General features: G+C 54.8%; 25 protein-coding genes and 2 pseudogenes. 18 read left to right on the top strand and 9 right to left on the bottom strand.

All coding sequences use genetic code 11. From position 1 onward, the window contains the following. The first annotated feature begins 209 nt into the window (after positions 1 to 209). From PMI23_RS20005 to PMI23_RS19960, 12 genes and pseudogenes are all read left to right on the top strand, one after another. Positions 210 to 647 (top strand): immunity 22 family protein, encoded by a 438-nt coding sequence (locus PMI23_RS20005; protein ID WP_238539546.1) that lies wholly within the window; start codon positions 210 to 212, stop codon positions 645 to 647. A 472-nt stretch (positions 648 to 1119) separates the two neighbouring features. After that, positions 1120 to 1383, top strand: coding sequence for a hypothetical protein (locus PMI23_RS20000; protein ID WP_007919513.1), 264 nt, complete (start codon positions 1120 to 1122; stop codon positions 1381 to 1383). 215 nt (positions 1384 to 1598) lie between these two features. Beyond that, positions 1599 to 2128, top strand: a pseudogene (locus PMI23_RS30045) (RHS repeat-associated core domain-containing protein); the annotation flags it as partial. Next, on the top strand, positions 2101 to 2526 hold the full coding sequence (locus tag PMI23_RS30350; RefSeq protein WP_157279747.1) for an HNH endonuclease: 426 nt from the start codon (positions 2101 to 2103) through the stop codon (positions 2524 to 2526). The pseudogene PMI23_RS30045 and the gene PMI23_RS30350, both read left to right, overlap by 28 nt. A gap of 2 nt (positions 2527 to 2528) precedes the next feature. Then, complete coding sequence (locus PMI23_RS19990) at positions 2529 to 3044, top strand: SMI1/KNR4 family protein (protein WP_007919509.1); 516 nt, start codon at positions 2529 to 2531, stop codon at positions 3042 to 3044. Between the two features lie 244 nt (positions 3045 to 3288). Further along, a pseudogene (locus PMI23_RS19980) lies at positions 3289 to 5220 on the top strand (RHS repeat-associated core domain-containing protein); the annotation flags it as partial. A gap of 13 nt (positions 5221 to 5233) precedes the next feature. Further along, positions 5234 to 5653 carry a HEAT repeat domain-containing protein gene (locus PMI23_RS19975; protein ID WP_007919503.1) on the top strand — a complete coding sequence of 140 codons (420 nt, stop codon included), beginning with the start codon at positions 5234 to 5236 and terminating at the stop codon, positions 5651 to 5653. 140 nt (positions 5654 to 5793) lie between these two features. Continuing rightward, the gene (locus PMI23_RS19970; RefSeq protein WP_007919500.1) at positions 5794 to 6105 is read left to right on the top strand and encodes a hypothetical protein; all 312 of its coding nucleotides are present in this window, start codon (positions 5794 to 5796) and stop codon (positions 6103 to 6105) included. Between the two features lie 200 nt (positions 6106 to 6305). After that, positions 6306 to 6629, top strand: a complete 324-nt coding sequence (locus PMI23_RS29410) for a ribonuclease domain-containing protein (protein ID WP_086935990.1) — start codon at positions 6306 to 6308, stop codon at positions 6627 to 6629. Between the two features lie 6 nt (positions 6630 to 6635). After that, positions 6636 to 6923 carry a barstar family protein gene (locus tag PMI23_RS29405; RefSeq protein ID WP_081498759.1) on the top strand — a complete coding sequence of 96 codons (288 nt, stop codon included), beginning with the start codon at positions 6636 to 6638 and terminating at the stop codon, positions 6921 to 6923. A gap of 243 nt (positions 6924 to 7166) precedes the next feature. Then, the gene (locus tag PMI23_RS19965) at positions 7167 to 7541 is read left to right on the top strand and encodes an SMI1/KNR4 family protein (RefSeq protein WP_007919499.1); all 375 of its coding nucleotides are present in this window, start codon (positions 7167 to 7169) and stop codon (positions 7539 to 7541) included. Between the two features lie 124 nt (positions 7542 to 7665). Beyond that, complete coding sequence (locus PMI23_RS19960) at positions 7666 to 8691, top strand: hypothetical protein (protein WP_007919497.1); 1026 nt, start codon at positions 7666 to 7668, stop codon at positions 8689 to 8691. A 70-nt stretch (positions 8692 to 8761) separates the two neighbouring features. On the opposite strand, the gene PMI23_RS19955 is transcribed toward PMI23_RS19960, so the two are convergent. After that, positions 8762 to 9736, bottom strand: a complete 975-nt coding sequence (locus PMI23_RS19955) for a tetratricopeptide repeat protein (protein WP_007919496.1) — start codon at positions 9734 to 9736, stop codon at positions 8762 to 8764. A gap of 51 nt (positions 9737 to 9787) precedes the next feature. Next, positions 9788 to 10606 (bottom strand): VanW family protein, encoded by an 819-nt coding sequence (locus tag PMI23_RS19950; protein WP_007919495.1) that lies wholly within the window; start codon positions 10604 to 10606, stop codon positions 9788 to 9790. A 224-nt stretch (positions 10607 to 10830) separates the two neighbouring features. On the opposite strand from PMI23_RS19950, the gene PMI23_RS19945 reads away from it, so the two are divergent. Beyond that, positions 10831 to 11634: a glycosyltransferase family 2 protein gene (locus tag PMI23_RS19945; RefSeq protein WP_007919494.1), complete on the top strand. Its 804-nt coding sequence runs from the start codon at positions 10831 to 10833 to the stop codon at positions 11632 to 11634. A 350-nt stretch (positions 11635 to 11984) separates the two neighbouring features. Here the strand turns inward: PMI23_RS19945 and PMI23_RS19940 are convergent, their stop codons facing one another. The 7 genes from PMI23_RS19940 to PMI23_RS19910 all read right to left on the bottom strand — a co-directional run bounded on the left by PMI23_RS19940 (position 11985) and on the right by PMI23_RS19910 (position 19348). Further along, entirely contained in the window at positions 11985 to 12569 is a 585-nt protein-coding gene (locus PMI23_RS19940) for a hypothetical protein (protein ID WP_042704991.1), read from the bottom strand. An 85-nt stretch (positions 12570 to 12654) separates the two neighbouring features. After that, complete coding sequence (locus PMI23_RS19935) at positions 12655 to 12852, bottom strand: hypothetical protein (RefSeq protein WP_007919492.1); 198 nt, start codon at positions 12850 to 12852, stop codon at positions 12655 to 12657. 10 nt (positions 12853 to 12862) lie between these two features. Next, complete coding sequence (locus PMI23_RS19930; protein WP_007919491.1) at positions 12863 to 13105, bottom strand: hypothetical protein; 243 nt, start codon at positions 13103 to 13105, stop codon at positions 12863 to 12865. A gap of 167 nt (positions 13106 to 13272) precedes the next feature. Next, positions 13273 to 14340, bottom strand: a complete 1068-nt coding sequence (locus PMI23_RS19925; protein WP_007919488.1) for a lipocalin-like domain-containing protein — start codon at positions 14338 to 14340, stop codon at positions 13273 to 13275. Then, positions 14330 to 16801: an ABC transporter permease gene (locus PMI23_RS19920; RefSeq protein ID WP_007919486.1), complete on the bottom strand. Its 2472-nt coding sequence runs from the start codon at positions 16799 to 16801 to the stop codon at positions 14330 to 14332. Before PMI23_RS19920 ends, PMI23_RS19925 begins: the two co-directional genes overlap by 11 nt. Then, positions 16798 to 17451 (bottom strand): ABC transporter ATP-binding protein, encoded by a 654-nt coding sequence (locus PMI23_RS19915; protein ID WP_007919484.1) that lies wholly within the window; start codon positions 17449 to 17451, stop codon positions 16798 to 16800. Before PMI23_RS19915 ends, PMI23_RS19920 begins: the two co-directional genes overlap by 4 nt. Before the next feature lie 199 nt (positions 17452 to 17650). Then, positions 17651 to 19348 (bottom strand): sulfatase-like hydrolase/transferase, encoded by a 1698-nt coding sequence (locus tag PMI23_RS19910; protein WP_007919482.1) that lies wholly within the window; start codon positions 19346 to 19348, stop codon positions 17651 to 17653. A 386-nt stretch (positions 19349 to 19734) separates the two neighbouring features. Between PMI23_RS19910 and PMI23_RS19905 the strand changes: the two genes are divergently transcribed. From PMI23_RS19905 to PMI23_RS19885, 5 genes are read left to right on the top strand one after another with little or no spacing between them, the layout of a single operon-like run. After that, positions 19735 to 21087 (top strand): UDP-glucose dehydrogenase family protein, encoded by a 1353-nt coding sequence (locus PMI23_RS19905; RefSeq protein WP_007919480.1) that lies wholly within the window; start codon positions 19735 to 19737, stop codon positions 21085 to 21087. Then, on the top strand, positions 21084 to 22121 hold the full coding sequence (locus tag PMI23_RS19900; RefSeq protein ID WP_007919479.1) for an NAD-dependent epimerase: 1038 nt from the start codon (positions 21084 to 21086) through the stop codon (positions 22119 to 22121). Before PMI23_RS19905 ends, PMI23_RS19900 begins: the two co-directional genes overlap by 4 nt. An 18-nt stretch (positions 22122 to 22139) precedes the next feature. Continuing rightward, entirely contained in the window at positions 22140 to 22886 is a 747-nt protein-coding gene (locus PMI23_RS19895) for a sugar transferase (RefSeq protein WP_007919478.1), read from the top strand. Further along, on the top strand, positions 22886 to 23533 hold the full coding sequence (locus PMI23_RS19890; RefSeq protein WP_007919476.1) for a CpsD/CapB family tyrosine-protein kinase: 648 nt from the start codon (positions 22886 to 22888) through the stop codon (positions 23531 to 23533). Before PMI23_RS19895 ends, PMI23_RS19890 begins: the two co-directional genes overlap by 1 nt. A gap of 21 nt (positions 23534 to 23554) precedes the next feature. Continuing rightward, complete coding sequence (locus PMI23_RS19885; protein WP_007919474.1) at positions 23555 to 24577, top strand: polysaccharide biosynthesis/export family protein; 1023 nt, start codon at positions 23555 to 23557, stop codon at positions 24575 to 24577. Positions 24578 to 24580: the final 3 nt, after the last annotated feature.

Genomic DNA, 24580 nt, shown 5'->3' with positions numbered 1-24580 from the left:
TAAATGTATCAACCAAAGCCATTAAAAATAATCTGCCCCCTTTTTACCGGCATGTTCCAGAGAAATTTTGACATGCCTAAGATAAGTATTTCGTGCAACAGTCTTGTAAAGAATACAAGACAAAAAGGGGACAGATTTATTTTCTAAAAAATGAAAATAAATCTGTCCCCTTTTTTCCCTCAATGAGTGGCCGGGTCGGAGGTTAGAAGGTGGAGTTGACGCTCTCCCATCTGGCCTTAAAAATTGAGGAGAAAAAGATGAGTAATAAAAAAACAGTATCAATTTGGACTGCAAACGCCGACTGGCAGCAATCCACTCTTCGGGAAATAGTGACGCCTGCCTATTCTGACGATGGAGAATCTCTAGGATCGGAGTTCAGCAATGCATTTTCTCTGGGCTTTATTGACGACGACTTTATTGAAGCTGATATCGTAGAGCCAACTAAAAATTTGGAAAAAGCAATCGAGGATTTTTCTTATGACTCCGATATCATCGCTGAAATAAAAAAGAAAAACCTCTCTACCTCACCTGAAAAAATAAACACTGTTATTACAATTTATGATTGTGCTTATAAAGGAAAAACCACAGCCTACATATTACGAGGCATCGAATTTACATATCGAGGTCAGTTTGAATATAAAGATTAGGGCACATGAGACGCAACCGATAAAGATTGAAGTTTTTACTTCCCTAAGTGCCCATCGGATGACCTTTACCCGTCAACCCTAAATGCTCGTGACTAGCCTCGTCGATGTCAAAGACAAGCACCTGACGACACCCTTACTATATGGATAATTGCACCGTAAACGGGGGACAAACCACGTTTTCTTTTTCTGAAGGCAATCTGCACTTTATGAGCTTCCGTCCCCTTTTCTGTTCTTTGAGAGTTCCTTTGGTCTTAAACCTGGCTTTCTTAGCAACAATCAATTATTGCGCGTGGACATCACTAACCCAAGGGAACTTCAATTAAGAATTCCATCAGGAAATGAAGCCGGCGCTAACGACCTATGGATTCCGGGTGGAAGGTTGCCAAATGGAAACAGTGAAGCAATAGTCGACGCTAAAGGCCCCATTGCACCGAAACTTGAAATATCACCACTGTCGCTATAGAGGGAAATCATGAAATTCAATGACACTTTTGTCAATACAGACGAGCGATTCACTTTAGGAATAGAAGCCGCCAGTGGGAAGTATTATGTCTCTATCCCTGTTAGCAACCGCTTGGTTGACTATGACGAGTATTACGAAATAAGCAGAGAGTCATACGAACTCTTTCTTAAAGATCCGTCCGCAGCGCTGATATTTGTAGAGCGCTGTAAAGCTAGACAAGAAGACGAATCTCTCATGTTCAAGCCAGGCGCAGACCGCGGAGTTGCGACCTAAAAAAATTTCTGGCGAGCCGAACTTTCTATTTCCTCGGGAAGGGTCTAGCCCTTTCGGGGTAGGCATCTCGGTTCAGCCGATTGCGGCCATTCACAGGCGCTTGCTTTTGGCGGTTAACTGCCGCTCCCGATCGTACACTTCCGGCCAGAAGCGAACGCTTACCCGACCAACTTCCGCCCGTAGAACAGCGACAAAAAGGGGACAGATTTATTTTCTACAAGTACGACGCCTTCGGCCGTCGTATTGAGAAAACCGTCGACGACCACACCACCGAGTTCCTGTGGCAAGGCGAACGCCCCATCGCGGAAAGCGCTGAAAACCGCTATCGCAGCTACATCTACGAACCGGGTACCTTCCGACCATTGGCGATGCTCGACGGCGAAGGCCCGCTCAGGGCTATACCGTTCTATTACCAACTCGACCATCTCGGCCCCCCACAGGAACTCACCGACTACAGCGGCGAAATCATGTGGTCGGCCAAATACCGAGCTTACGGCAACCTCGCGGTATTGGAAGTCAGTGAAATCGATAACCCTTTACGGTTCCAGGGTCAGTATTTCGATGCCGAGACAGGTCTAAATTACAATCGCCATCGCTACTACAATCCGAACACTGGACGATTTTTGACCCCGGATCCGATCAAACTGGCGGGGGGCTGAATAATTATAAATATGTCCATAATCCAACTGGCTGGGTGGACCCGTTAGGTTTAGACGAGTGCCCAGGAGCATCAGAGGCAAATCCTCCCGCACCCGACTCCCAAGGAACCAAGGTCGCTGGGGGCCCGACGGAAAAGGAAAACCGGGGGAAAGCCCTTGGTACTCAGACATTCCTGAGGTCAACGAAGTAACCAAAGGGGAGCCTATTCCTTTCGTTAACGGTCGTCCCGACTTTTCACAGTGGTCCAAAGGTACTGTCAAATTCAAACCTGGTGTACTAAATGGAACAGATAAAGATTTCAAACAAGTATACAAAAGACTGAAAAAGGATCGAGGCCTGAGAAGCGCCAATGCTGCTAAACTACTGCTACGAAAAGCCGGGCTCACACCACATCATCTTGACAAAGAGACCATTCAGTTAATACCAACAGTCCTACATGGAAATACCCCCCATATCGGCTCTGCTTCGGACATGAGGAATTAGTTATGTCATATGACAAGATTTTAAACGAGCTCGGCGCCGAGTCGATGTCTTTCGAGACAAAACGGCCCAGCAATTGTTTGCCAGACGATATTAAAATTTCTGAAAGCTTGAATCAGCTGCTTGATAGATTCAAGACAGCCATTGTCTTTTCCAATGGGGCAAAATTCAAAACCCCTAAAAAGATGCCTATCGGCGACCAAGATGGCTTCGTATTCTTAGATGTAATATACGGACTAGCCCCGGATTCAAATAACATCTACTACAAAAATGAAATGTATGCGAACCAAATACGCGGTGAACTCTATACTTTTGGTGAGTCAGGTGGAGGAGATCAATTTTGCATTAACAAAAACACAGAAGAAGTATATTACTGGTATCACGAAGCAAAAGATGATGCATCATCACTATTTCTAATTGCGCCGTCCTTTACTAGTTTTTTCGAGCAGCTCACACCTGACAATGATGAGACCGATTCGAAAGATGACGACGGAATAGTCAGCGCCGAGTTTAATTTTTAGAAATCACAAAAAAGTACACATTCAGTTAGAGGGGGCATTCTCCAAGCTTGGATTCGGGGTGCCCCCCCTGATTTTGTGGCCTCATGGCTCTTTTGATATTGACCGACGAAGATCTAGCCAATGCCAACTCTCTGACGGCATTACGCGCGATAACAGCCAAAATGAAATTCGCTCCTATCCCCGGAGATCCCGAATGCACCACTTTATGATCAGTCGGGGCGATTCACAGCAACTGCTTGGATTGATGGTTACCGGCCCGAAAGGCGAAGAGATCCATTGCGACGAGTACGGCCGCGTCAAAGTGCAGTTCCACTGGGACCGCGAAGGCCAGCGCGATGCGTCCGGACGTCTGCTGGTCAAAACCTTGCCAGACGGCGAAGAAATCCACTACAGCTACGACGCATTGGGGCGCCTGGTAAACTTCGACGACGGCAACTGGCCGCTCGCGTACGAATACGACGTGCAGGACCGCCTGATCACCGAACACTAGGGCTGGGGCACTACACGTTACGAATACGACAGCGTCGGCCAACTGAGCCACAGCCGCCTTCCAGATGGCAGCACACTCGATTACCGTCATCTACCCGGCGGACACCTGAGCAACATCGACCTGAACGGCTCACGCTTAACCTCTCACCAGTTCAGCGCCGGTCGCGAGCAACAGCGACAAAAGGGTTTGCTCCTAAGCCAGTAGCAGTACGACGAACAAGGTCGCCTGCAAGCGCATAGCGTTAGCCAACGCGACAAAAATCTATTCCAGCGACGCTACAACTACGACGCGAATGGCAACCTAGCCGGCGTAGATGACACCCGCAAAGGTAATCGCAGCTATCACTACGACCCGTTGGATCGACTGATCAGTGTGCGTGGTGCGACACCGGAAAGCTTCGCCCACGATCCAGCAGGCAACCTCCTCGGTCAGAATGACCTGCCCGTAGCCAATTTGGCTAACGTCAAAGGCAACCGCCTGCTGATGCAGGGTGACCGCCATTACGACTATGACACCTACGGCAATCTGATTCGCGAGCGTCGCGGCGCCGGCCAGAAACTCGTCACCGAATACCGCTACGACTGTCAGCACCGCCTCGTCGGTGTCAGCCTGCCGGGTGGAAGCATCGCGAGCTACAAATACGACGCCTTTGGCCGCCGTATCGAAAAAACCGTCGACGGGCACACCACCGAATTCCTCTGGCAAGGTGAACGCCTGATCGCAGAAAGCGCTGAAAACCGCTATCGCAGCTACATCTACGAACCGGGCAGCTTCCGTCCACTGGCGATGCTCGATGGCGAAGGCCCGCGCAAGGCTACGCCGTTTTACTATCAACTCGACCACCTCGGCACACCGCAGGAACTCACCGATTACAGCGGTGAGATCATGTGGTCGGCGAAGTACCGAGCCTACGGTAATCTCGCTGCGCTGGACGTCAGCGAGATCGATAACCCGTTGCGGTTCCAGGGTCAGTATTTCGATGCCGAGACGGGGTTACATTACAACCGCCACCGCTACTACAATCCGGGGACTGGACGGTTTTTGACGCCGGATCCGATCAAACTTGCGGGTGGGTTGAATAGCTACCAGTACGTGCCGAACCCTACGGGGTGGGTGGATCCGTTGGGGTTGAATTCTTGCCCGCCTGGAGATGAAACTAAAGGTAAGAAGGCGGATGATTCGGAAAAGGCTGAACACGACGAAGGTCGAGCACCACCTGATCCATATAATCGCCCATACGCTGGAGCACTGCCCGCCCAGATGCAAGACAAGATTCTGTTCGGCACACGTAGTCCGAACAGTAATAAACCAATTGGCGGACACTCCTCTGAAGTACTGAAGTCCCCTAAGCACCAGATGACCGTATTGCAGAAAAACCCGGACGGCACGATAAAAGTCGAAGATTTCAAAATGATTCTTGAACGAAAAGACGGTACCGTCGGCATGTCGGCCAAAAAAGGAGGGAAACACACACTAGCGCCGGAAACTTGGAGTAACGATAAGATACTTTGGGTTACGGATGAAGTAGCCGCAACACCGGGTGTACTCATGCGCGATGTTGACGGAGTTACGACCACTCTACACACCAAAACGGTTGATGGTGTTCAGTGGCAGGTGTTGAAAGACAATGGCGTCGTGACATCTTCATTCCCGGCGGGCGACGCACCTATGTCACCACCGATCTAAGTAGAGATAAAAAATGACTAGCAAGACTTACGATGAATACAATTACTGGCTTGGCCAGAATGAAGACTCGAATTGGAATGAGTACATTACCGAGCAGGTAGCCCAGGGGGTTTTGCGAAAATTTGACTCCGAAGACTGGAAACTTCTTCGAGAAACTATTCTTTCAAAAGAGGAGTATTGGCAAGAACGAAGTACTGCTGCGCTCGGAGAACTACGATCTCATGATGCAATAGAGATTTTAAAAGCACTCCTTGACTCGAATTTTCCCGAGGTAACTATCGCTGCGGCATCGGAATTAGACTGGACAGAAGCAGCGATTGAACAAGAATACGCGGGGAAAATACAAAAAATCATAGATCTACTTCCACCGGAAGAGGTGGATTCTTATCCAGAGCTTGCAAGCCTACTAAAAAAAACCAAGAACCATGATTAAATACCAATTGTATCGGGGACAGACCACGTTTTCTTTTTCTGAAGGTAATCTGGAAAATATGGCGATGGCGGAGCACAACAACTCCATCTAGATAGGCAAAAAGTAAACTTCTACAAACTCGACGTACTTCCGGAAAAAAAATGAGAACTTTTCATGTGATTGCTAGTAAGGATATGGAGCCAAACCTCCCGCATAGCTCAAACTGGCCAAAGGTTATAGGCTACTCCTTCGCAGATAACTATCTTTATTTATCCGAAGGCAAAGGCCACGGCTTTGCCGCGAACGACATGCCTGATTCGAAAGCTAAAAGACCAGAATGGCTTGAAATATTCACAGCTTTAGACGCGACTTGGTTCCTTAACATGATTGACAACACTAACTTCACCAGCGAAACGGATTTCCGTGAAAAATTAACAGCACACATTGGCAACGTAGATACAATAATATTTTGACCAACTCGAGTTCGGTATTACACCAGCAGGCAGGGCTCAACTGGCATCGAAGTGATGGTGTAATCCAAGCAGGAAAACAATCGTGTCTACGTGAAATCTGCCAACGCCTACCAATGCGTAAACGGCGGACAGACCACGGTTTCTTTTTTTTGCATCTATAATCTGCCCTTTGGAAACTCTCCTCTTTCTCGCTATTTAACGTGGTCTGTCCCTGTACCATTACTGGTGATCTTCCCCCAAATTACGTTACAAAAGCTCAGGCAACACAAAGCGGATGGAAAAAAGGTAAAGCAGTCAACAATAGCGTTCCTGGCGGGCAGCTAGGCGGTGATGTTTTTTACAACGATACAAACGTACTTCCTTCAGCCCCCGGCCGAACCTGGTATGAAGCTGACGTCGGTCTCAATAACACGATGTCGCGGAGCAATCAGCCGGGGACCAGCCTACTCTACTCAGATGACGGACTCCTTTACATAACTAGTGATCATTACGAAACTGTTACCCCTATTGGAAAGTGGAAGTAAATCAAAATGATAGTTGAGCTTGATGGATTGTCCATCTCATCTGAGCAAGAGTTCCATAAGCGGATAGCGTCTGCTTTTTCTGTTACTCAATACTATGGAAATAATCTTAATGCGCTTTGGGATCTACTCAGCACCGATGTAGAGCGCCCAATTGAATTAATTTGGACAAAATCAAAACATTCAGAAGAACGAATGGGCGACTCATATAGAAAAATATTAATTATTCTTGATCGAGTCAAAACTCAAGATGAAAACTTTGGACTGGATGAGAAATTTAGTTACCAACTGAAATAGTAAAGCTGTAAACGGGGAGCAGACCACGTTTTATTTTGTCTGAAAGTGGTCTGTCCCTGAATAACATAGAGAGCCTCTAATTCTTTCGACGGAACCCACTGTAAAAAGGGGACCACAAGAGACAAAGAGACAAAGAGACAATACAAAAAAGGGGACAGATTTATTTTGTCTGACGGTGGTCTACCCCGAACGGCCATCAATCTTTCCGCGTTCTAAACGTGGTTTTCTCCTGATTAATTACTTATGCAAATCCATCTTAACATCGAAGGCCTACCAGCCTACCCATACCCTACAAACTTCCTGCATTTTGCATCCATTGAACCAGAAACAGACATCGAGCCTTGGTGGCTGCTGGTATACAACGAAGGTACAATCAGCAACTGGTACAAAACACTCAAACGGCTTTATCCAAAACGCACATTGATCCCATTCGCCAAATTCAACGCGAATGATGACATCGCGTGTTTTGATGGAGAGGATCTTTCTGGGCAGCCCCACGTGTTGATAATTCATGCTTATGCGTCAGAGGGCTGGGAACTTCACGCCACCTACGCTAGCTTCGATAAGTGGCTAGAAGAAGCCATGGTGCAAAATGCCGAGTGGCTCAACGAGGACTAAAAACTTTAATCCCGACAAGCCTGGTATTTGCTTTAGAAAAAACGAGAGAACCGCAGGCAGCCCCTGAGAAATCTCGTTGTTTAACCTCTACTCCCCCGGACTGAACAATCAAAGGACTGTAGCCTTGAAACGCCTGAATCGCCCATTTTCCATCCTCCTCGCCCTCACCTTCTCCCTCAATGCGAATGCACTGTCCCTTCGCTCCGAACAACGCCCCGACGGCACCACTGCCCTGTTACTTTCAAACGAACCCGCCGCAGAACGCGCGCCAAAGCTCAATCAGGATCCCGCGGTGCGCTCTGCACTGGTTGATTTTTTTGGCTATCAGACCGGTAGCTATACCAACGACAACACAATGATTGTGCAGCAAGTTCTGGAAGCGCTTGATTCGGAAATGTCGACGTTTGCGGACGGTGTGCCTGCCGGCAGCAAAATGATTACTGCCATGGATGATGGCAACAATGGGTTTGAGCGCGGCGCATTGTTGCTTAACGACAAGGGCCAGTTGGTCGCTGTCGGGCTGGTCAATGGCCACTGCACGGTCAAGTCGCGTGAGGAGGCTTTGACCTGTAATGATGCCCCGCAAACCGTGCTGACCATTTTCCAACCGCAAGGCGCTAAACAAGCTGATGCCGAATCTTTGATAGGCTGGAGTAAACAACTGCCTCCGATGATGGCGATATGGGCGGAAAGTGATGATCCGGAACGCCGAGCCAACGCGCAGAAAATTGCCAGCGTTGAATACGCTGCAACCAAACCGGAACAGGGAGCGTGGACAGCGGCACAGTTACCTTCCGACTTTCCCAAAGCCATGCTGGCGATGCTTCCGCAGCGGGCTCACCTGATAGGTGCTGGCGCCCACGGTGTTTTCACGACGCCGGGGATGGAGGGCACGCCGATTGAAGGTGATTGGGACAAAATAGCCGGCCGTCCACGACATGAGTTCGAAGTCATTCTCCGGACTTTTACAGAGTACGCAGACGTCATCGACTTCTATCAGCAGCATGCGAAGGATGCCGAAATCAGCGGCAACCAGAGAAAGGCACTCGTTGAAGGCTATATTGGTGGCGGCACCTACAAGATTGAAATCAGTAATAGAAAAGACGAAGGCACAGTGATCACACTCTCTGCTTGGCGACAAGAAGTCTGATTTATCCAAATAAAAAAAGGGCGATCCCATGATCGCCCTCTTTCAAATCAAGAAACCTTTCCTTTGCAAATCAAAGCTTTTCCAACGCTTCCTCCGCTCCCGGAGCACGGCGTTCGTTGGCTTTGAGCATCCAGTACTCGGCCTTGGATTTGCTTTTTGGCAAACCGCCACGTCCTTCCGCGTACATTTTCCCAAGCGCCAACTGCGCGTTGCCAAAATCGGCATCCGCAGACTTGCGGTAAAGCTTGGCCGCTTCACGTTGGTTTTTTACGGTGCCTCGCCCCTGTTCAAGCATTTGCGCCATTTCATACTGCGCGTACTTATTGCCGAGCGCGGCCGACTTGCCAAACCAGGAAAATGCCAGCGCTTCATCCTTGTCCACACCTCGTCCTGCGGCAATCATCTCCGCGAGGTTCAGCTGTCCGTAATCGTCACCGGTTTCAGCAAGTTTGCGATACCACTGAGCGGCAACAACATCGTCCTGTGTAACTCCGTCACCCTTCTCATAGAGGCTTGCCAGCAGCATGTAGGCTGAGGGATACCCACCTTCGGCGGATTGGTGGTAGTACGCTAATGCTTTGTCCATGTCCTTGAGATTTTTGATCGATCGGCCACCGCGATGGTATATCTGCGCCAAACTGAACTGGGCTTTGGCGTTACCTTGTTCCGCAGCTTTCAAATCCCAGTAAACACTTGCGTCTTCACCCTCAACGCTTCGATCCCAACGAAGTTCCTCAGCCAATCCGACTTGCGCTTCAGCATTACCTTGCTCTGCAGCTTTGCGAAACCACACTTCCGGCATGCCCGGAGACCACTGCTCAACCACCCCGCAGAGGTTCTCTTGAATGGCTTTGCCAAACTGCGTCTGCGCGTCAAGATCACCTGCGACCGCTTGTTCATGCAGCCGCTCAGAATTTGGCGCGCACTTCCCTGCCTTCATACCGTCGTAGTAATCACGCGGCGCTTGCGCCCACGTATTAAAGGCGATGAACATTGAAAAAAGCGCAGTGCTCGCCATACCGACAGTTTTGAAACGGTTGATCATTTGTTACTTCCTTGTGGCTTAAAAAATCCAACGAAAACCTTGCGGAAAATACTAGCTCGCTTCGAACATCCGCTCGTCCACGTCGTACTTAACCACCACCCGATTCCGATACAACCTCACCCTCTCGACCAACTCCCCAACCTGCCCCTTCTCCCGCACCTCTCGCCAAATCTCATTCTCCCGATACACCCGCGCGCCCTCCCGCACAAACCGATGCGCCTCCTGGAATACGTGATACCGATACTCCCTCACCCGATCACACAACAACTCCCCCTCGAGTTGTGTTTCGCCGACGTTCAACTTCAGCTGAAAGCTCCGATCCGTCGGGTTATGTAGCACCAGATCAACGTAGTTGTAGAAAATCGCCGCCCCGGACCCGAACGGTAGCACCCGCCCCTCATCCGGAAACGGGTCGAAGCTGTGGTTGGAGCGTTCGACCACCACCAGCGGTGAATGAATCGCCATCCAGTGGATCAGGTTGCTCAGTTGGCAAATGCCACCGCCTACCCCGCGTCGTGCCTCGCCGAAAGACAGTTCCATGCCTTCAACGTAGCCGCGTTTCAACGTCGGGCGGCCGACTAGGCGGCAGAAGGAGAAGTGTTCGCCGGGGGCGATGATGACGCCGTCGATGGCGGCGACGGCGAGTTTGAGGTTGATGACTTTATTGTGTTGCAGGGCGAGGTCGGAGTCGCCGAGTTTGCGGATGAGTTTCGAGGTGTGTTTGAGGTAGCGGAACGGCAGACGCTCGGCCGTGGCGAGGGGACGTGCATAGCGTTTGCTGGAACAGCGCCAGGCGATCTGGCGGAACAGTCTTTTTTGCCACACGCGCAGCCAGTAGAGGGCTGGGTGGTAGAGGGAGAGTGGTTTCATCCGTGACACAACGGCGATCGCCGTTTCTTCCTTGATCCGTGAGAGGGGCGCGCATTTTATCCGGTAATGACCGGCAGCACCCCATGCATTTCATAAGACCAGCGGTCTCCCTTCGGCATACATCTACCGTCACATCCGCAAATTAAGGTTCGACTAAGGTTGCCTCGCTACGATCGCGGCCAAGAAACCCTGTTGCCTTTGAATCGCAGATGAGCCCTTCCGACATGAAAGCGTTTGATTTACCAACCCAGCCAGCGTCGAATTTCAGCCTTGTCTTGGTAAATTACAAAACCCCGGACATCACCCGAATGTGCCTTGAGCTTTTGCGTGAGCACGTTCAGGAGCAACGCATTCCGGTGTGGGTGGTGGATAACGATTCGGCGGATGCCAGTCTGGATTACTTGCGCACGCTCGACTGGATCAACTTGATCGAACGGCCTTCGCCGGGCAAGGAAGCCGGGCATATTGCGCATGGCAAGGCGCTGGATCTGGCACTGGAAAAAGTCGACACCGATTATCTGTTTCTGTTGCACACCGACACCTTTGTCTACGACAAAGAGGTGTTTGCCATGATGATGCGCGAGTGCACGAAAACGCCGGACATGGCTGCAGTCGGTTGTGTCGAACAACTCAATCGCGGGATTGTTCGTGACACTTGGCGTCTAACTTCGCGCTTCTGCAAGCACTATGTTCGTAAAGCAAAAGTGCGTCTGGGTATGCGTTCGAAAATGCCAAGGCCGTACAAAGAAACGCATCTGAAAAGTTTCTGCACATTGTGGAATGCGCGCCTGATGAAGTCCCAAGGCCTGCACTTCTGCATGGATGACCTTGTGCCCGGCTACACGTTGCAAGATCGAATGAGCAGCCTGGGTTATGGCATCAAGTTTCTATCACCGCGCAAGATTTTCAGCTATCTGGATCACATTCAGGCAGGTACCGTCGCGGCGGCGGGCACCTACGGGAAAAATCACCGCAGGACGAAAATGTATCAGGCGACGCTGAAGCGCTTTCAAGAGCAGCAAGCCTGACGTGCAAATCTCGGTTTAATCCACCGCAAACAAAAAGGGCGACTTTTAAAGTCGCCCTTTTTGTTTGCAGAAATTGTATACAACTACTCCGAAGAGGTGTTCGCCCAGTGTAATGGCCTGGCAATCCATGCACCGGTAAAGAGCCCTGACACTGGGCGAACGGGAAGGATTTTAATAGAAGTTGGCGCTTATGTCCTCATTCTTGAATATGAAATTTATGTACGAAAGCGTTAATAGATATTTATCGACGATTCCTTTCATGAAACTTTCAATGAGGTCAATCCAAACTAATAGTATGACTACTCTAATACAAAAACTGTACAAGAGCAGTCATCTTGTAGAGTTAAAGCTCAACTTTCGTGTTGACTGGTCACTTTCAAGATATCGGTGTAAGTGACAATAACGCTCTGCCCTTCTTTCAGATCTTTCAGTTTGGCTTGGATTTCAGGCTTTTTCACGTCGAGAACTTTCGACACGCCCGCCGGGTTTTGCAGGGTCACCTGATTTGTCTTCAAATCAATTTTGGTGATTTTCAATTGCACCTGAACCTGACGGTACGCTTCGCCGCCGGGGTTATCGCTGCCCGGAGCCTTACGCAGCTCACCGGTACGTTCGGTGGTGCCAGGCAGACCTTTATCCACATCGGTATCGAGGTAGGCGGCGACGGAACGCTGTACCTGGATGTTGACCTGATCGCCGGCCTTGAGATTGGCGAGGTTTTTCGCCTTGTCGCTGAGTTGAACATGAACCGGCTTGCCTTCGGCACCTTCGAGCACAACCTGATGGTTGGCGGCATCGACGGAGATCACTTTGGTGGTGACCTGATCGGCTTCAACAGTGGCGGACAGCGGAATATCGGCAGCCAGGGCGCCGAAGCTGGTGGCGGACAGTACGGTTGCGAGGGTGATGGCCTTGGCCAGTGCGTCGAGCTTCATATGCATTACTTTCCCTGTGATGAATGGCAGCGCCCGGCGCCGAATTGGCTTCGGCGACGAACGTGCCACTGAGCATAGACGCTGTTCAGGGCTTGGCTTTGGTTTGTGTCGAGGAGGTCTGTTGTTTGGCGGTGTCCTGCGCGGTGGACTCGCCGCTGGGCGTGCCTTTGCCAGTGTTTTCACGCTGTTTCGGGTCGGTGGGGCGCAGGGCGTCGTTGTCGCGTTCGGTTTCGCCCGGTGGCCGGGGTTCGTCGGGGTGTTCGCCTTGGGTGATGGGTTTCATGGGGCTGTCCTCAGGCTTCGGGGTCATCGAGTTCACGGGTGACGTTGATCGCGGGGGAATCCTTGTGCAGGTCGTCGGCTTTGGCGCGCAGGATCTGCCATTGCTCAAGATCGATGGCGCCCTGGCCGAGCAGGTCATCGGCGATGCGTTGCAGATCGAAATAATGCGCGTCGGGGGATTGCTGCCAGTAGGTCCGGTCATCAAACAGACGCTGCCAGGTGGTCATGTCTGGGGGTTGCAGGTCGTCGCTCATGGCAAATCCTCGACAGGTTTCTCTATAGAGGACAACACAGCAGGCCGAGTTCAAACCGATCCTTTGTAGGAGCTGCCGAAGGCTGCGATCTGTTGATCTTGTTTTTTAAAAGCAAAATCAAAAGATCGCAGCCTTCGGCAGCTCCTACAGGGATTTGTGGATACTTTTCAGTACCCGGTCATTTCCAGATAGCCCTGGCCGGGATGGCTGCCGCTGATGTGCACCGGGCCTTCCCAGTACGGAATGCGCAGGTTCATCCAGGCATTGGGGTTGAGCGCGTCAAGGGTGATATCGAGGTGTTTGTCGGGGATGCTGATCGACCATTTCACCGGCATCGCCCGATTGGCGACTTTCGCGGTGTCTTGCGGGTTGAGCTGGATCTGCGAGCTATTCAGGGTTTGCGTGTGGCCATCGGCAGCAATCCAGGTACCGGTGAGATACGGCGCGCCGTCCTTCTGGCGCATGCGGTAAAGCATCACGTGTTCGCCGCTGTCCAGGTGCAGGGAGAACCAGTCCCAACCGGTTTGATTGGCGGTCAGTGGCTGGCTGCTCCATTCCCGATCGAGCCACGCGGGGCCGCTGACGGTGTAGCTCTGGCCGTCGATCTGCAACGTTCCGCTGGCCTGGAAAAACGGCTGGCTGTAGTAATACGACGCCTGCCCCTCTTCGGATTTCTGACTGAACCCCTTGTCGCCCTGCAACACCAGCGGGCGGCTGGAAGTCAGGTGCAGTTGATAGGCGAAATCCTTATCGCGAGCGCTGAGTTGCAGGTCGCTCAGGGGATCCTGCGCCTGACTGGCAAACCGCCAATCATCGATCCACGCCTCGAACGGCGCCAGTTGCACACCCGCCTGCCCCACCCCGCCTCGGGCGTAACGTTCGGCGGCGTGATGCACCGTGCTCGAAGTCACCGCCGCATGCCCCAGCCAGATCGTCTGATTACCCCACCCTGCCGTCTCCGCCACAGGTTTTAAAGCGCTGCGAAACAAGGTCCACTGCACGCCGAATTCATTGCCCTGCTGATCCTTGAGATTGGCGGTGACGTACCACCACTCAATGCGAAAACCGTCATGCGCAGCGTGATCCGCCGGAAAACTGAACACCCGACCCGGCACCACCGGCGTAAACGCCAACGCCTGATCGCCCATCCCGGCGAAGCCCTTTTGCTCCGGCACCGATTGATCGCAACCACCGAGCAGCAACAAAACCATCAGCACAACGAGGTTAATCCTCATGGGCAAACGTCCTCAGCAGATCAGCCGGTTGCGTGCGGTACAGCGAGTACAGCGGCCATGCCGACGCCAGCAACGTCGCCAGCAACGCCCACCCCATCAACTGCAGCAATTGCCACGGAAACACCCGTAACGGCAGCCGCCAGCCAAACGCTTGCACGTTGATCACCGCGTCCAGACACCACGCCAGCGCGATCCCCAGTGGCAACGCCAGCACCAGCGTCAGCACCGCCAGCAGCCAGGTCTGCCCGAGATTGAGCAGCATCAACTGCCGTCGCGTTACGCCCAGCGCCCATAGCGGTGCGAGTTGGCCGAGGCGACTTTGACTCTGGGTCAGCAGGCTGATGAACAGCGCCACGCCAGCCACCGCCAGGGTCAAACTGTTCAAAGCCGCCGTGGCCGCAAAGGTGCGTTCGAAAACCTGCACCGACCAGCCCTTGAGCCGCGCCTGATCGACGATGCGGCTGTCATCGAGTTGAAAGCGCGTCTGCAAGCTGTTCAACAACGCCGGAATGTTCTGCGGTTCGATGCGCAGATTGAAACGGTTCGGCGTCAGTTGCGGCCAGCCGCGCAGCAGGTGGTGGATACTGACCAGCAAATGCCCCTTGGGATTGCCGTAGTCGGCATAGATGCCAACGATGCGCGGCGACCAAGTGCCGTTGGGTGTCGGAATCGCCACATTTTCACCCACGTGCAATTTCAGGCGCCGGGCGATTTGCTCGCTGAGCATCACCGCATCATCCGTGGCCAGATGTGCCCACGGATCGTCGCCCATCGCATCAAGCAGCGGCCAGTGCTGGCGATAATGCGCGTGATCGATGATGCCGAACACTTCCGCCGGCCAGCCTTGCAACGTCACCGCGACCTGCCAGTTGGGCAGAATCGCCGCAACATTCGGCTGCTGCTTGAGCCAGCTGTACATTTCCCGCGACTGCGCCGGATTACTCGGGTTGATATACAGCTCGGCGCTCAGGCGTTGTTCGAGCCAGTCGTTGAAGGTCTGGCGAAAACCGGCGGTCATGCTGCCCGCACCAATATTGGCGGCGAGCGCCAAAAGCAATGCCATCAACGCCAGACTCAGTGCCGGCAGTTGCTGGCGGCAATCGGCAAGAAACCACTGACCGAGCACCGAGCGACTGCGTCCGAGCAACTGATTCAACAGCGCGCTGAGCAACACCGGTAGCGCCAATGCTGCGCCGATCAGCAATCCGGCCATCAGGACAAAACCGCTGGCCAGACTGTCGCCCCAGATCAATGCAACCAACGCAATCATCGCCAACAGCGCCGCCAGCCAACCTTGTCGGCGCAGCCAGCGCGCGTATTGCTGATGCCAGGCTTGCGGATCCGCCACGGCCAACAACGGCAAACGGGCGGCGCGCAACAGACTGTTGGCCCCGGCAAGCAACGCGCCGAACAGGCTCAAGCCGATGCCGCTGAACCACCACCAGGGGCTGAGGCGCAGCTGCCCCGCCACTTCGGCGCCGTACAATCCGCGCAGGCTGGCGGCGACATCCGGCAGCAACACGCTGGCCAACCAATAGCCGCTGATCACGCCGAACAATCCGCCGATCAGCGCCAGCACACCCAGCTCAACGATCAAGCACAAGATCAACATCCGCGCGCTGACGCCGCAGGCGCGCAGCGTACGCAGCAGACCGCGCCGTTGCTCAAGAGCCAGCCCGATAGCAGCGTGGACGATGAACAAGCCAACCATGAACGACAAAAAACCCAACGCATCGAGATTCAGGTGAAAGCTCTCGGTCAGTCGCGCCAGATTGTTTTCCTCGCCGCTGCTTTTGAGCTGCAACTGCCCCTTGAACGCGGCGGGCAACTCGGCGTGAAAATCCTTGGGCAGCAATAGCCGCGACAATTGTCCGGGTTGTTCCAGCAGGGTTTGCGCGACGCCGATGTCCACCAGCAATAGGCCGGGCGCCATGTCCTTTTGCGCGAGCAACGGCGGCAATCGCAGACCATTCGCCGTTTGCGGCGTGTCGCCTTCACGCAGACCCAGCGCTTGCAAGGTTTCCGGTGAAATCCAGGTACTGCCCGGCGGCGTGAAAAACTCGACGACACGCTCAATCGGCAGCGCCTGCCCGGCCACTGCGGAATCGGCCGGCAATGACACCGGCTCGATGCCCATCAGTTGCAGGCGCTGATCTTCATGGCCCTTGAGCAGCAACCGACCCTGCAGCAGTGGTGACACCGGCCAGCCCTGTCGACGCAGATCAACGAACCATTGCTGCGCAAAAGTCGCCCCGTTCGGTGTGCTGAGACTGGCCTGCGGTTCACCGCCGATCAATTGGCTGGCCCGCGCGTAGCTGTCGCGCGCCTGACTGTTCAACGCTTCGACGCCAGTCAACAGACTGGTCGCCAGCCACAACCCGGTCAGCACACTGAAAAACTGCACCGGATGACGCCGCCAATGGCTGAGCAACGCGCGTAGCGTTTGCGCAAAGACGATCACGTCAGCCGTCCACTGGACAACACCACTCGCTGCGCCAATCGGGCCGCGACTCGCGGGCTGTGGGTGACCATCAACAAAGTGGTTGGCGTGTCATCGAGCAATTCCAGCAACAACCGCAGGACTTCGTCGCTGGTGGCTTCGTCGAGGCTACCGGTGGGCTCATCGGCCAACAGCAATTTCGGCTGCGAGGCCAGCGCCCGGCCCAACGCGACCCGCTGCTGCTGACCACCGGAAAGTTGCTCGGGATAACGCTTGAGCAAATCGCCGAGGCCCAAACGCTGCACCAGATGCGCCTGCCAACGCGGCTCATGACGCCCGGCAAGGCGCGCCTGAAAAGCGAGATTGTCTTCGACGCGCAGGCTGCCGATCAGGTTGAACTGCTGGAACACCAGGCCGATTTCGCTGCGCCGCCAATTCGCCAGTTGCGCCTCGTTCATCGTTTCCAATCGATGCTCGCCGCTGCGAATGCTGCCGCTGTCGACTTTGTCGAGGCCGGCCACCAGGTGCAGCAAGGTGCTTTTGCCACTGCCGGATTCGCCCATCAGTGCCAGGCTGCTGCCGGATTCCAGCGTCAGGTCGACGCCTTGCAGCACCGGCAATGGGCCTTGCGGGGTGAGATAACTTTTGAAGACGTTTTCAACACGAAGCATGCCGCCACCTGATCGGTCAGTGTGGGGCAAGGATAGCGGATGCCGGTGACAGAGCTGAATCTTGCGGTGAACTCTATGGCCTCATCGCTGGCAAGCCAGCTCCCACAGGGAATGAGGTTGTTCACAAATATTGAATTCACCCTAAAACACTGTGGGAGCTGGCTTGCCAGCGATGGGGCCAGTCCTGCCAACTCAAAACTTACTGACCGGCCGCGACACTCGCCGGCGCCTGCGATGGCGTGACAATGCTGCCCAGATCAATGTGCTTCCACTCAGGCTTGGCCCCCAGCCGCGCATTGAAGCGGTAGTTGAAGGTAAATTCATCCGCCGTCGCGACACTCAGTGGCTTGCCATAAACAGCCTCGATCCCCGTCAGGTCATAGCCCATCAACTGCAACAGCGTCGGGAAAATGTTGTAGTGACTGGAACGATCCTTGTTCGCCGCCAGTTGTGCCGACCAGTCCAGCGTTTTCAGATCGCTGCCCTGAATCACCACCAGCGGCACCAATCCTTCCTCCTCCACTGGATCGCCACCGCAGTGAGTGTTCAAGCCCGGATTACCGCGCTCATGCAAATCCTGGCCATGATCAGACGTATAGATCAGCAACGCATTGTTCAGATTGCCCTGAGCGAAGACCCGCGCAAAGAACTCGCCGACATTCCACAACACGGTGTTCTTGTAGGCGTTGCGGTACAACACCCAATCATCAGGCTGACCATTGAAACCGTTGCGCTCGCCGGTATCGGCCACCTCGGTGAACTGCCCGCGCGGCAAGGTCGGGCGGTAGGCCATGAACGCATCCGGGTATTTGTCATGCACCGGGAAGTGCGCGCCGACCTTGTTGATCACCACCAGCTCCGGCTGGTCATCGTTGAGCAATTCGATCAGCTTCGCTGCCGCCGCCATGTCGCGATCGCGCACGCTGGTCTGGTCGAATTGCACGAACTGGTCGATGTCCTTCTTCTCGGTTTCGGTCATCAGGTTCTGCAGGTTGCCGGCGGTGCGCTGGGCGTCGATGTACACGGTGCGCAGACCGGCCTTCTTGGCGTACTGCCAAATCGACGGCAGCGTGCTGTTGATGCGCATGTAGTCGGCGCGGGTGCCGCCATAGCGTAGGGTCACGTTGGTGTCGGCGCTGCAATTGGCGATGGACGCCGCGTAGCCGTAATTGAAGACATCGACGCCGGGACGCGCCTGTTTGAGGTTGCTGTGCACACCGAACGGCGCGTTGATGTCGAGGTAATTGCCGGAGATGCTTTCGTCGATGATCAGCACGATGTCGTGATCGACGGCTTGAGTGTTACGCGCCAGCGTCACTGGTTCGCGCGGGCCGACGGTGTTGTGCAGCGCTTCATAGGCAAACAGATTGAGGTAGGCCAGCGGCGTGTACATGATCGGCAAGCCGCGCGCGCCCTCACCCGCACGCAAAAACAGCACCGCACTGAGCAGCAGCACACCACACAGTGGCGCCGCCACACGCAAAGCGTTGGGAACCGCCAACCCATGGCGGGGCTTCAGACCGATGCCGAACAGCAACAGCAAACCACTGAGCACGCCACGCAGGAGCGCGTCCCGGTACTGGTACGCCGCTTCCTGGATGAAACCGCCGGAGTAAACCAATGACACGAAACCGCTGTAGGTCAGGTAATCCGCCGTGACCCGGGTATAGACATCGAAAAACACTGCCGAGACAAACATTGCCAATGCGAACACGTGGCGAATGAGAGTCTGCCTTATATACGCCATTAGATATAACGCCAAAGTAAGCGCCAAAAACATCGCGCCAAAAAGAAGTACAGAAAAACTGAAGCCGATAGCATTTAACCGATCAATGTAATATTCGGAATAAATCAACAAATAAACAATTAAGAACAATTCTTTGGCATATCTGAACATGGCGATACCGATCGGGCAAACGGCAGGGAGTCAAAGGTTTGTCAGTCAGAACCTGACACTAGCACCCGGCCATCAAAGCGCAAGAATTGACTGTTTTTTATAGAAATCGTCAAAAAAACGGTGACTCAAATCTGACACAACCAAGACGCTACAAGCCTTTAAATTAGCGGCTTACGACCGTTTATCGCTTATTTAAAATCTGAACAAATCTGCACAAAAGCAACAAATTCAATCGCAGCAATGACTTGATGGCCAATCGCCAAAAAATGCTCAAGTGTTATACAGATGCAACATGTCATTTTGCTGACACGCTTTTCAAACGCTGCGCTATACCCCTTTAACAATCTCATTCCGTAGTTAACTTTTGGTGTTATTGAGGTGCGCAGATGGACGTGAGCGTATTTGGCACTGGCTATGTCGGACTTATACAAGCCGCCGCACTTGCAGATGTCGGTCATCGCGTTTTATGCGTGGACATTGACCCAAACAAGATTAAACAACTGCAACAAGCGGTGCCGCCCATTAGCGAGCCAGGTTTGTCCAGCACGCTTGAGGAAAACATCAAGGCCGGCCGTCTGCTGTTCAGCACCCAGGCCAGCGACGCGGTCGAGCATGCCGAGCTGATTTTCATCGCCGTCGGCACCCCGGCCGATGAGGATGGCTCCGCCGACCTCAGCCACGTGCTCAACGTCGCCAGGCAAATCGCTTCGTATATGGAAGCTGACCGCACCCTCATCATCAAATCCACGGTACCGGTGGGCACGGCTGATCAGGTGTTGGCTACCGCCAACAGCGAACTGCTGCGCCGCGGCAAGACTGATCTGCAAGTGCGGGTAGTGTCCAACCCGGAATTCCTCAAAGAAGGCAGCGCCCTCGCCGACTGCATGCGTCCGGACCGGATCATCGTCGGCACCCGCGACGACGCGGCCCGCGAGCAGATGAGCGAGCTATACGCACCGTTCTGCCGCAACCACGAAAAACTGATGTTCATGGACAACCGCAGCGCCGAACTGACCAAGTACGCCGCCAACGCCATGCTCGCCACGCGCATCAGTTTCATGAACGAGTTGGCCAATCTCACCGAACTGCTCGGTGCCGACATCGAAGCGGTGCGCAAAGGCATCGGTTCGGATCCGCGCATCGGCTACCACTTCATCTATCCGGGCTGCGGCTTCGGTGGCTCGTGCTTTCCCAAAGACCTGCGCGCGCTGCTGCACACCGCCGAACACAACGGCATGCCGCTGAAACTGCTGCGCAGCGTCACCGACGTCAATGACCTGCAGCGACACATTCTGTTCAGCAAACTCAAAGCACAGTTCCCGCAAGGCCTGGCGGGTAAATCGATTGCTGTATGGGGTCTAGCGTTCAAACCAAACACCGATGACATGCGCGAAGCACCGAGCCGTTATCTGATGGATGCGCTGTGGGCCGAAGGTGCCAGTGTGCAGGCCTACGACCCGGAAGCCATGTCCGAATGCCGGCGCCTCTACGGTTACCGCAAAGACCTGCACCTGTGCGCCACCCGCGACGACACCTTGGAAGACGCCGATGCCCTGGTGATCTGCACCGAGTGGAAAAACTTCCGCGTGGTCGATTTCGAGTTGCTCGCCGAAAAGCTGCGCTCGAAGGTAATCATTGACGGCCGCAATCTGTACAACCCGGAACAAGTGGCGGCCGCCGGCCTGCATTACAGCGGCATCGGTCTACGTCACATTGCGCCTGAAGGACTACGGCCATGAAGGTCTTGGTCACCGGTGCGGCCGGCTTCATTGGTGCCCATTGCGTGCTGCGGCTGATGCGCGACGGACACTCGGTGGTCGGTCTGGATAATTTCAACGCCTACTACGACCCGCAACTCAAGCACGATCGCGTGCAATGGGTGCGTGAGCAGGTCGGCGATTTCCAGCTCGCCACGGTTGACCTGGCCGATGCCTCGGCCATCGAAGCGCTGTTTGTCCGCGAACGTCCGCAAGTGGTGATTCACCTGGCGGCGCAGGCCGGGGTGCGCTACTCGCTGGAAAATCCACGGGCATATCTGGACAGCAACCTGAACGGTTTCCTCAACATTCTGGAGAGTTGCCGGCATCACCCGGTCGAGCACCTGATCTACGCCTCGTCGAGTTCGGTGTACGGCGCCAACCAGCACACGCCGTACTCGGTGCAGGACGGCGTCAATCATCCGCTGTCGCTGTACGCCGCGACCAAGAAAGCCAATGAACTGATGGCGCACAGTTACAGCCACCTGTTCGGCATTCCTTGCACCGGCCTGCGCTTTTTCACCGTGTATGGGCCTTGGGGCCGGCCGGACATGTCGCCGATCCAGTTCGCCCGGGCGATCAGCGAAGGGATGCCGCTGAAGCTGTTCAACTACGGCGAACACCAGCGCGATTTCACCTACATCGACGACATCATCGAAAGCATCGCTCGCCTCACCCACCGCCCGCCGCACGCCGATCCGCAATGGGATCGCAAGCAACCCGACCCGGCCAGCAGCATGGCACCGTGGCGGTTGTTCAACATCGGCGGGCAGCATCCGGTTGAACTCAAGACCTATCTGGCGCTGATGGAAAAGCACCTCGGCCAGAAAGCCATTGTCGAGCTGCTGCCGCTGCAACCGGGCGACGTACTCAACACCTGCGCCGAGGCCAGCGACCTGGCTCAGGCCACCGGATTTCAGCCCCGGATAGAGCTGGATGAGGGACTCGGATGCTTTATCGCCTGGTTCCGCGACTACTACCCCACTGCCTATCGCCCACGCGCCGTTCGCGGCTGAATGAATGTGGAGGACTCCATGACTGGACATGAGAAAAGTGTAGCGATCCAAGAAATGCGCCGCGACAAGCGCGTGGATCCCGAGCACCGAATGCGTCTCGACGCGGCGATTCATCGCCAGGGTCGCGGCTGGTTTACGGGCCGCGACGGCGGTCGGCCATGGCAACTGTCACGCACCAATCGGGTGGTCGCCTGCCTTGGGGCGCTGCTGATCCTGGTGCTGATCTCGCCGCTGTTGCTGGGTCTGGCGCTGGTCATCAAATTCTCCAGCCCCGGGCCGGTGATGTTCGTGCAGAAACGCACCGGATATCGCGGCCGCAAATTCGGCATGTTCAAATTTCGCACCATGGTGGCCAACGCCGAAGAACTGAAAGAGTCGCTGCGTCACCTCAACAAACACGGTGCCGACGCGATCGATTTCAAGATCGACCACGACCCGCGCATCACCCGCATCGGCGGTTTCCTGCGGCGCACCAGCCTCGATGAATTGCCCAACCTGATCAATGTAGTGACCGGCGACATGCGCCTGGTCGGGCCGCGTCCGACCTCGTTCAACGCTTACCGCTACAAGGACAACCACCTCGCGCGTCTGGCGATCTACCCCGGCATGACCGGCCTGTGGCAGATCTCCGGACGCAGCAATATCGACTTCGACCAGCGCGTTGAGTTGGACCTCAGCTACATCGCCGAGCAGAGCCTTCTGCTTGATCTGAAGATTCTGTTGAAAACCCCCTTCAAAGTATTCAGCGGCCACGGAGCAAGCTAATGGACGGTTCAACCAACAAAAGCCTGAGCATCGCCAACCCCAGCGAATCGAACCTGACCTCGACCGTGCTGGATCTCGATCTGCGGATCCTGTTCCTGACCGCCGCCAACCCCGGCTCAGGCACCACCACCAGTGCGCTGGCGCTGGCCGGCCAACTGGCACAAATGAGCAGCGGCCAAGTGCTGCTGGTCGATGCCAGTCAGTCGGCGAGCAATCTCACCCAGCAGTTGAACCTGAGCAAGGAGCGCGGCCTGCGCGACTTGCTGTTCAACCCCGACAAACCGCCGCTGTTGCAGGACTGCGTGGTGCAGGTCTCGAGCCTGCCGTTCCACGTGCTGCCCAACGGCCGGCCGATCCGCACCCTGGAGCACCTGACCGCCGAGCGTCTGAGCCCGTTGCTTGATCAATTGGGCAGCCAGTACCGCTTTGTGGTGATCGATGGCGACGCGGTGTATTCCGACGCCGACACGCTGGTGATCAGCACTCAGGTCGACGGCGTGGTGTTTGTGGTACGCGCCGAAGACACCCGTTGGGAAGTCGCCCAGGCCGCCGTGCAACGCCTGACCCAGGCCGGGGCAAAAGTGGTCGGTAGCGTGTTCAACCGGCGCAAGTACTACATGCCCAAATGGCTTTACAAAAACCTGTAAGCGAACGCAAAGGATGACGCCATGAACGCCAAAATGCTTGTCCTGCTGTTGCTGCCGCTTGCAGGCTGCACCAGCAATTCCGAAACCCGCAACATGCCGGTGAATATCCTCACCGCCACACCGGCCAATGCGCAGGCCACCGACATGCCGAGGGTCGAGCAGACCCTGCGCCCGAAAGATGTGCTGGATGTGATTTTCCACATCAGTACCAGTGGCTCGGACGCTTACCGCGTGCAGTCGGGTGACCAGATCGGCCTGAACTTCACCGCCGCCAGTCAGCTCAACGGCACGCAACTGGTGCTGCCTGACGGCACCATCGAACTGCCGGGCGCCAACACCTCGGTGAAAATCGCCGGGCTGACCAGCGACGAGGCGCGGCAGGAAATCCAGCGCGCCTATCAACGCAAGCAGCTGTTCCAGCCCAACCGCAATCAGCTCTCGGTGCAGATTCTCAGCCCGCTGAGCAACGAGCAGAACCTCAAAAGCGCGCTGAACCACCCGGCCACCGGCATGAGCCGCGAAATCACCGTCGGCACCGATGGCTATGCGAGTTTTCCGGAAATCGGCGCTGTGCCGCTGCAAGGCATGACGGTCAATCAACTGGAAACCTTCCTCAATAGCAAGTACGCGCAATTGCCGGGACGGATGACTGTGGATGTGCTGCTGAAATCCACCGCCGGCAACGAGATCTACGTACTCGGCGAAGTCGCTCAACCGGGCTCGTACCCGATCCGCCGTCCAGTGTCGGTGCTTGAGGCGCTGACCCTGGCGCGCGGTACCAATGTCAAGGCGCGTCTCGATTCGGTGGTGATCATGCGGCGCAACGGCAATCAGGTGCAGGCCATGAACTACGACGTGGAGAAAGCACTGTCGGGCGATGCGCCACAGATCGCCTACCTGCAACCGGACGACATGCTTTACGTACCGAAAACCAAACTGGCCAGCGCCGGCGAACTCGCCCGCCAATTGGCCGATGTGGTGCTGTTCCAGGGCGTGGGTTTCAGCTTCGGCTACCGCGTCGACAACAAAGGCAGTGACAACTGACTC

It is taken from the genome of Pseudomonas sp. GM24, assembly GCF_000282235.1.
Lineage (GTDB): Bacteria > Pseudomonadota > Gammaproteobacteria > Pseudomonadales > Pseudomonadaceae > Aquipseudomonas.
This window is presented reverse-complemented; position numbering and strand designations above follow the sequence as displayed.

Coding starts and splice junctions, on each gene's coding strand:
- PMI23_RS19955 (WP_007919496.1), bottom strand. CDS start 9,736: ATGATCAACCGTTTCAAAACTGTCGGTATGGCGAGCACTGCGCTTTTT.
- PMI23_RS19990 (WP_007919509.1), top strand. CDS start 2,529: ATGTCATATGACAAGATTTTAAACGAGCTCGGCGCCGAGTCGATGTCT.
- PMI23_RS20000 (WP_007919513.1), top strand. CDS start 1,120: ATGAAATTCAATGACACTTTTGTCAATACAGACGAGCGATTCACTTTA.
- PMI23_RS29405 (WP_081498759.1), top strand. CDS start 6,636: ATGATAGTTGAGCTTGATGGATTGTCCATCTCATCTGAGCAAGAGTTC.
- PMI23_RS19935 (WP_007919492.1), bottom strand. CDS start 12,852: ATGAAACCCATCACCCAAGGCGAACACCCCGACGAACCCCGGCCACCG.
- PMI23_RS19910 (WP_007919482.1), bottom strand. CDS start 19,348: ATGTTCAGATATGCCAAAGAATTGTTCTTAATTGTTTATTTGTTGATT.
- PMI23_RS19950 (WP_007919495.1), bottom strand. CDS start 10,606: ATGAAACCACTCTCCCTCTACCACCCAGCCCTCTACTGGCTGCGCGTG.
- PMI23_RS19890 (WP_007919476.1), top strand. CDS start 22,886: ATGGACGGTTCAACCAACAAAAGCCTGAGCATCGCCAACCCCAGCGAA.
- PMI23_RS19940 (WP_042704991.1), bottom strand. CDS start 12,569: ATGAAGCTCGACGCACTGGCCAAGGCCATCACCCTCGCAACCGTACTG.
- PMI23_RS19965 (WP_007919499.1), top strand. CDS start 7,167: ATGCAAATCCATCTTAACATCGAAGGCCTACCAGCCTACCCATACCCT.
- PMI23_RS19945 (WP_007919494.1), top strand. CDS start 10,831: ATGAAAGCGTTTGATTTACCAACCCAGCCAGCGTCGAATTTCAGCCTT.
- PMI23_RS19925 (WP_007919488.1), bottom strand. CDS start 14,340: ATGAGGATTAACCTCGTTGTGCTGATGGTTTTGTTGCTGCTCGGTGGT.
- PMI23_RS19930 (WP_007919491.1), bottom strand. CDS start 13,105: ATGAGCGACGACCTGCAACCCCCAGACATGACCACCTGGCAGCGTCTG.
- PMI23_RS19970 (WP_007919500.1), top strand. CDS start 5,794: ATGAGAACTTTTCATGTGATTGCTAGTAAGGATATGGAGCCAAACCTC.
- PMI23_RS19895 (WP_007919478.1), top strand. CDS start 22,140: ATGACTGGACATGAGAAAAGTGTAGCGATCCAAGAAATGCGCCGCGAC.
- PMI23_RS19885 (WP_007919474.1), top strand. CDS start 23,555: ATGAACGCCAAAATGCTTGTCCTGCTGTTGCTGCCGCTTGCAGGCTGC.
- PMI23_RS19915 (WP_007919484.1), bottom strand. CDS start 17,451: ATGCTTCGTGTTGAAAACGTCTTCAAAAGTTATCTCACCCCGCAAGGC.
- PMI23_RS19905 (WP_007919480.1), top strand. CDS start 19,735: ATGGACGTGAGCGTATTTGGCACTGGCTATGTCGGACTTATACAAGCC.
- PMI23_RS19900 (WP_007919479.1), top strand. CDS start 21,084: ATGAAGGTCTTGGTCACCGGTGCGGCCGGCTTCATTGGTGCCCATTGC.
- PMI23_RS19975 (WP_007919503.1), top strand. CDS start 5,234: ATGACTAGCAAGACTTACGATGAATACAATTACTGGCTTGGCCAGAAT.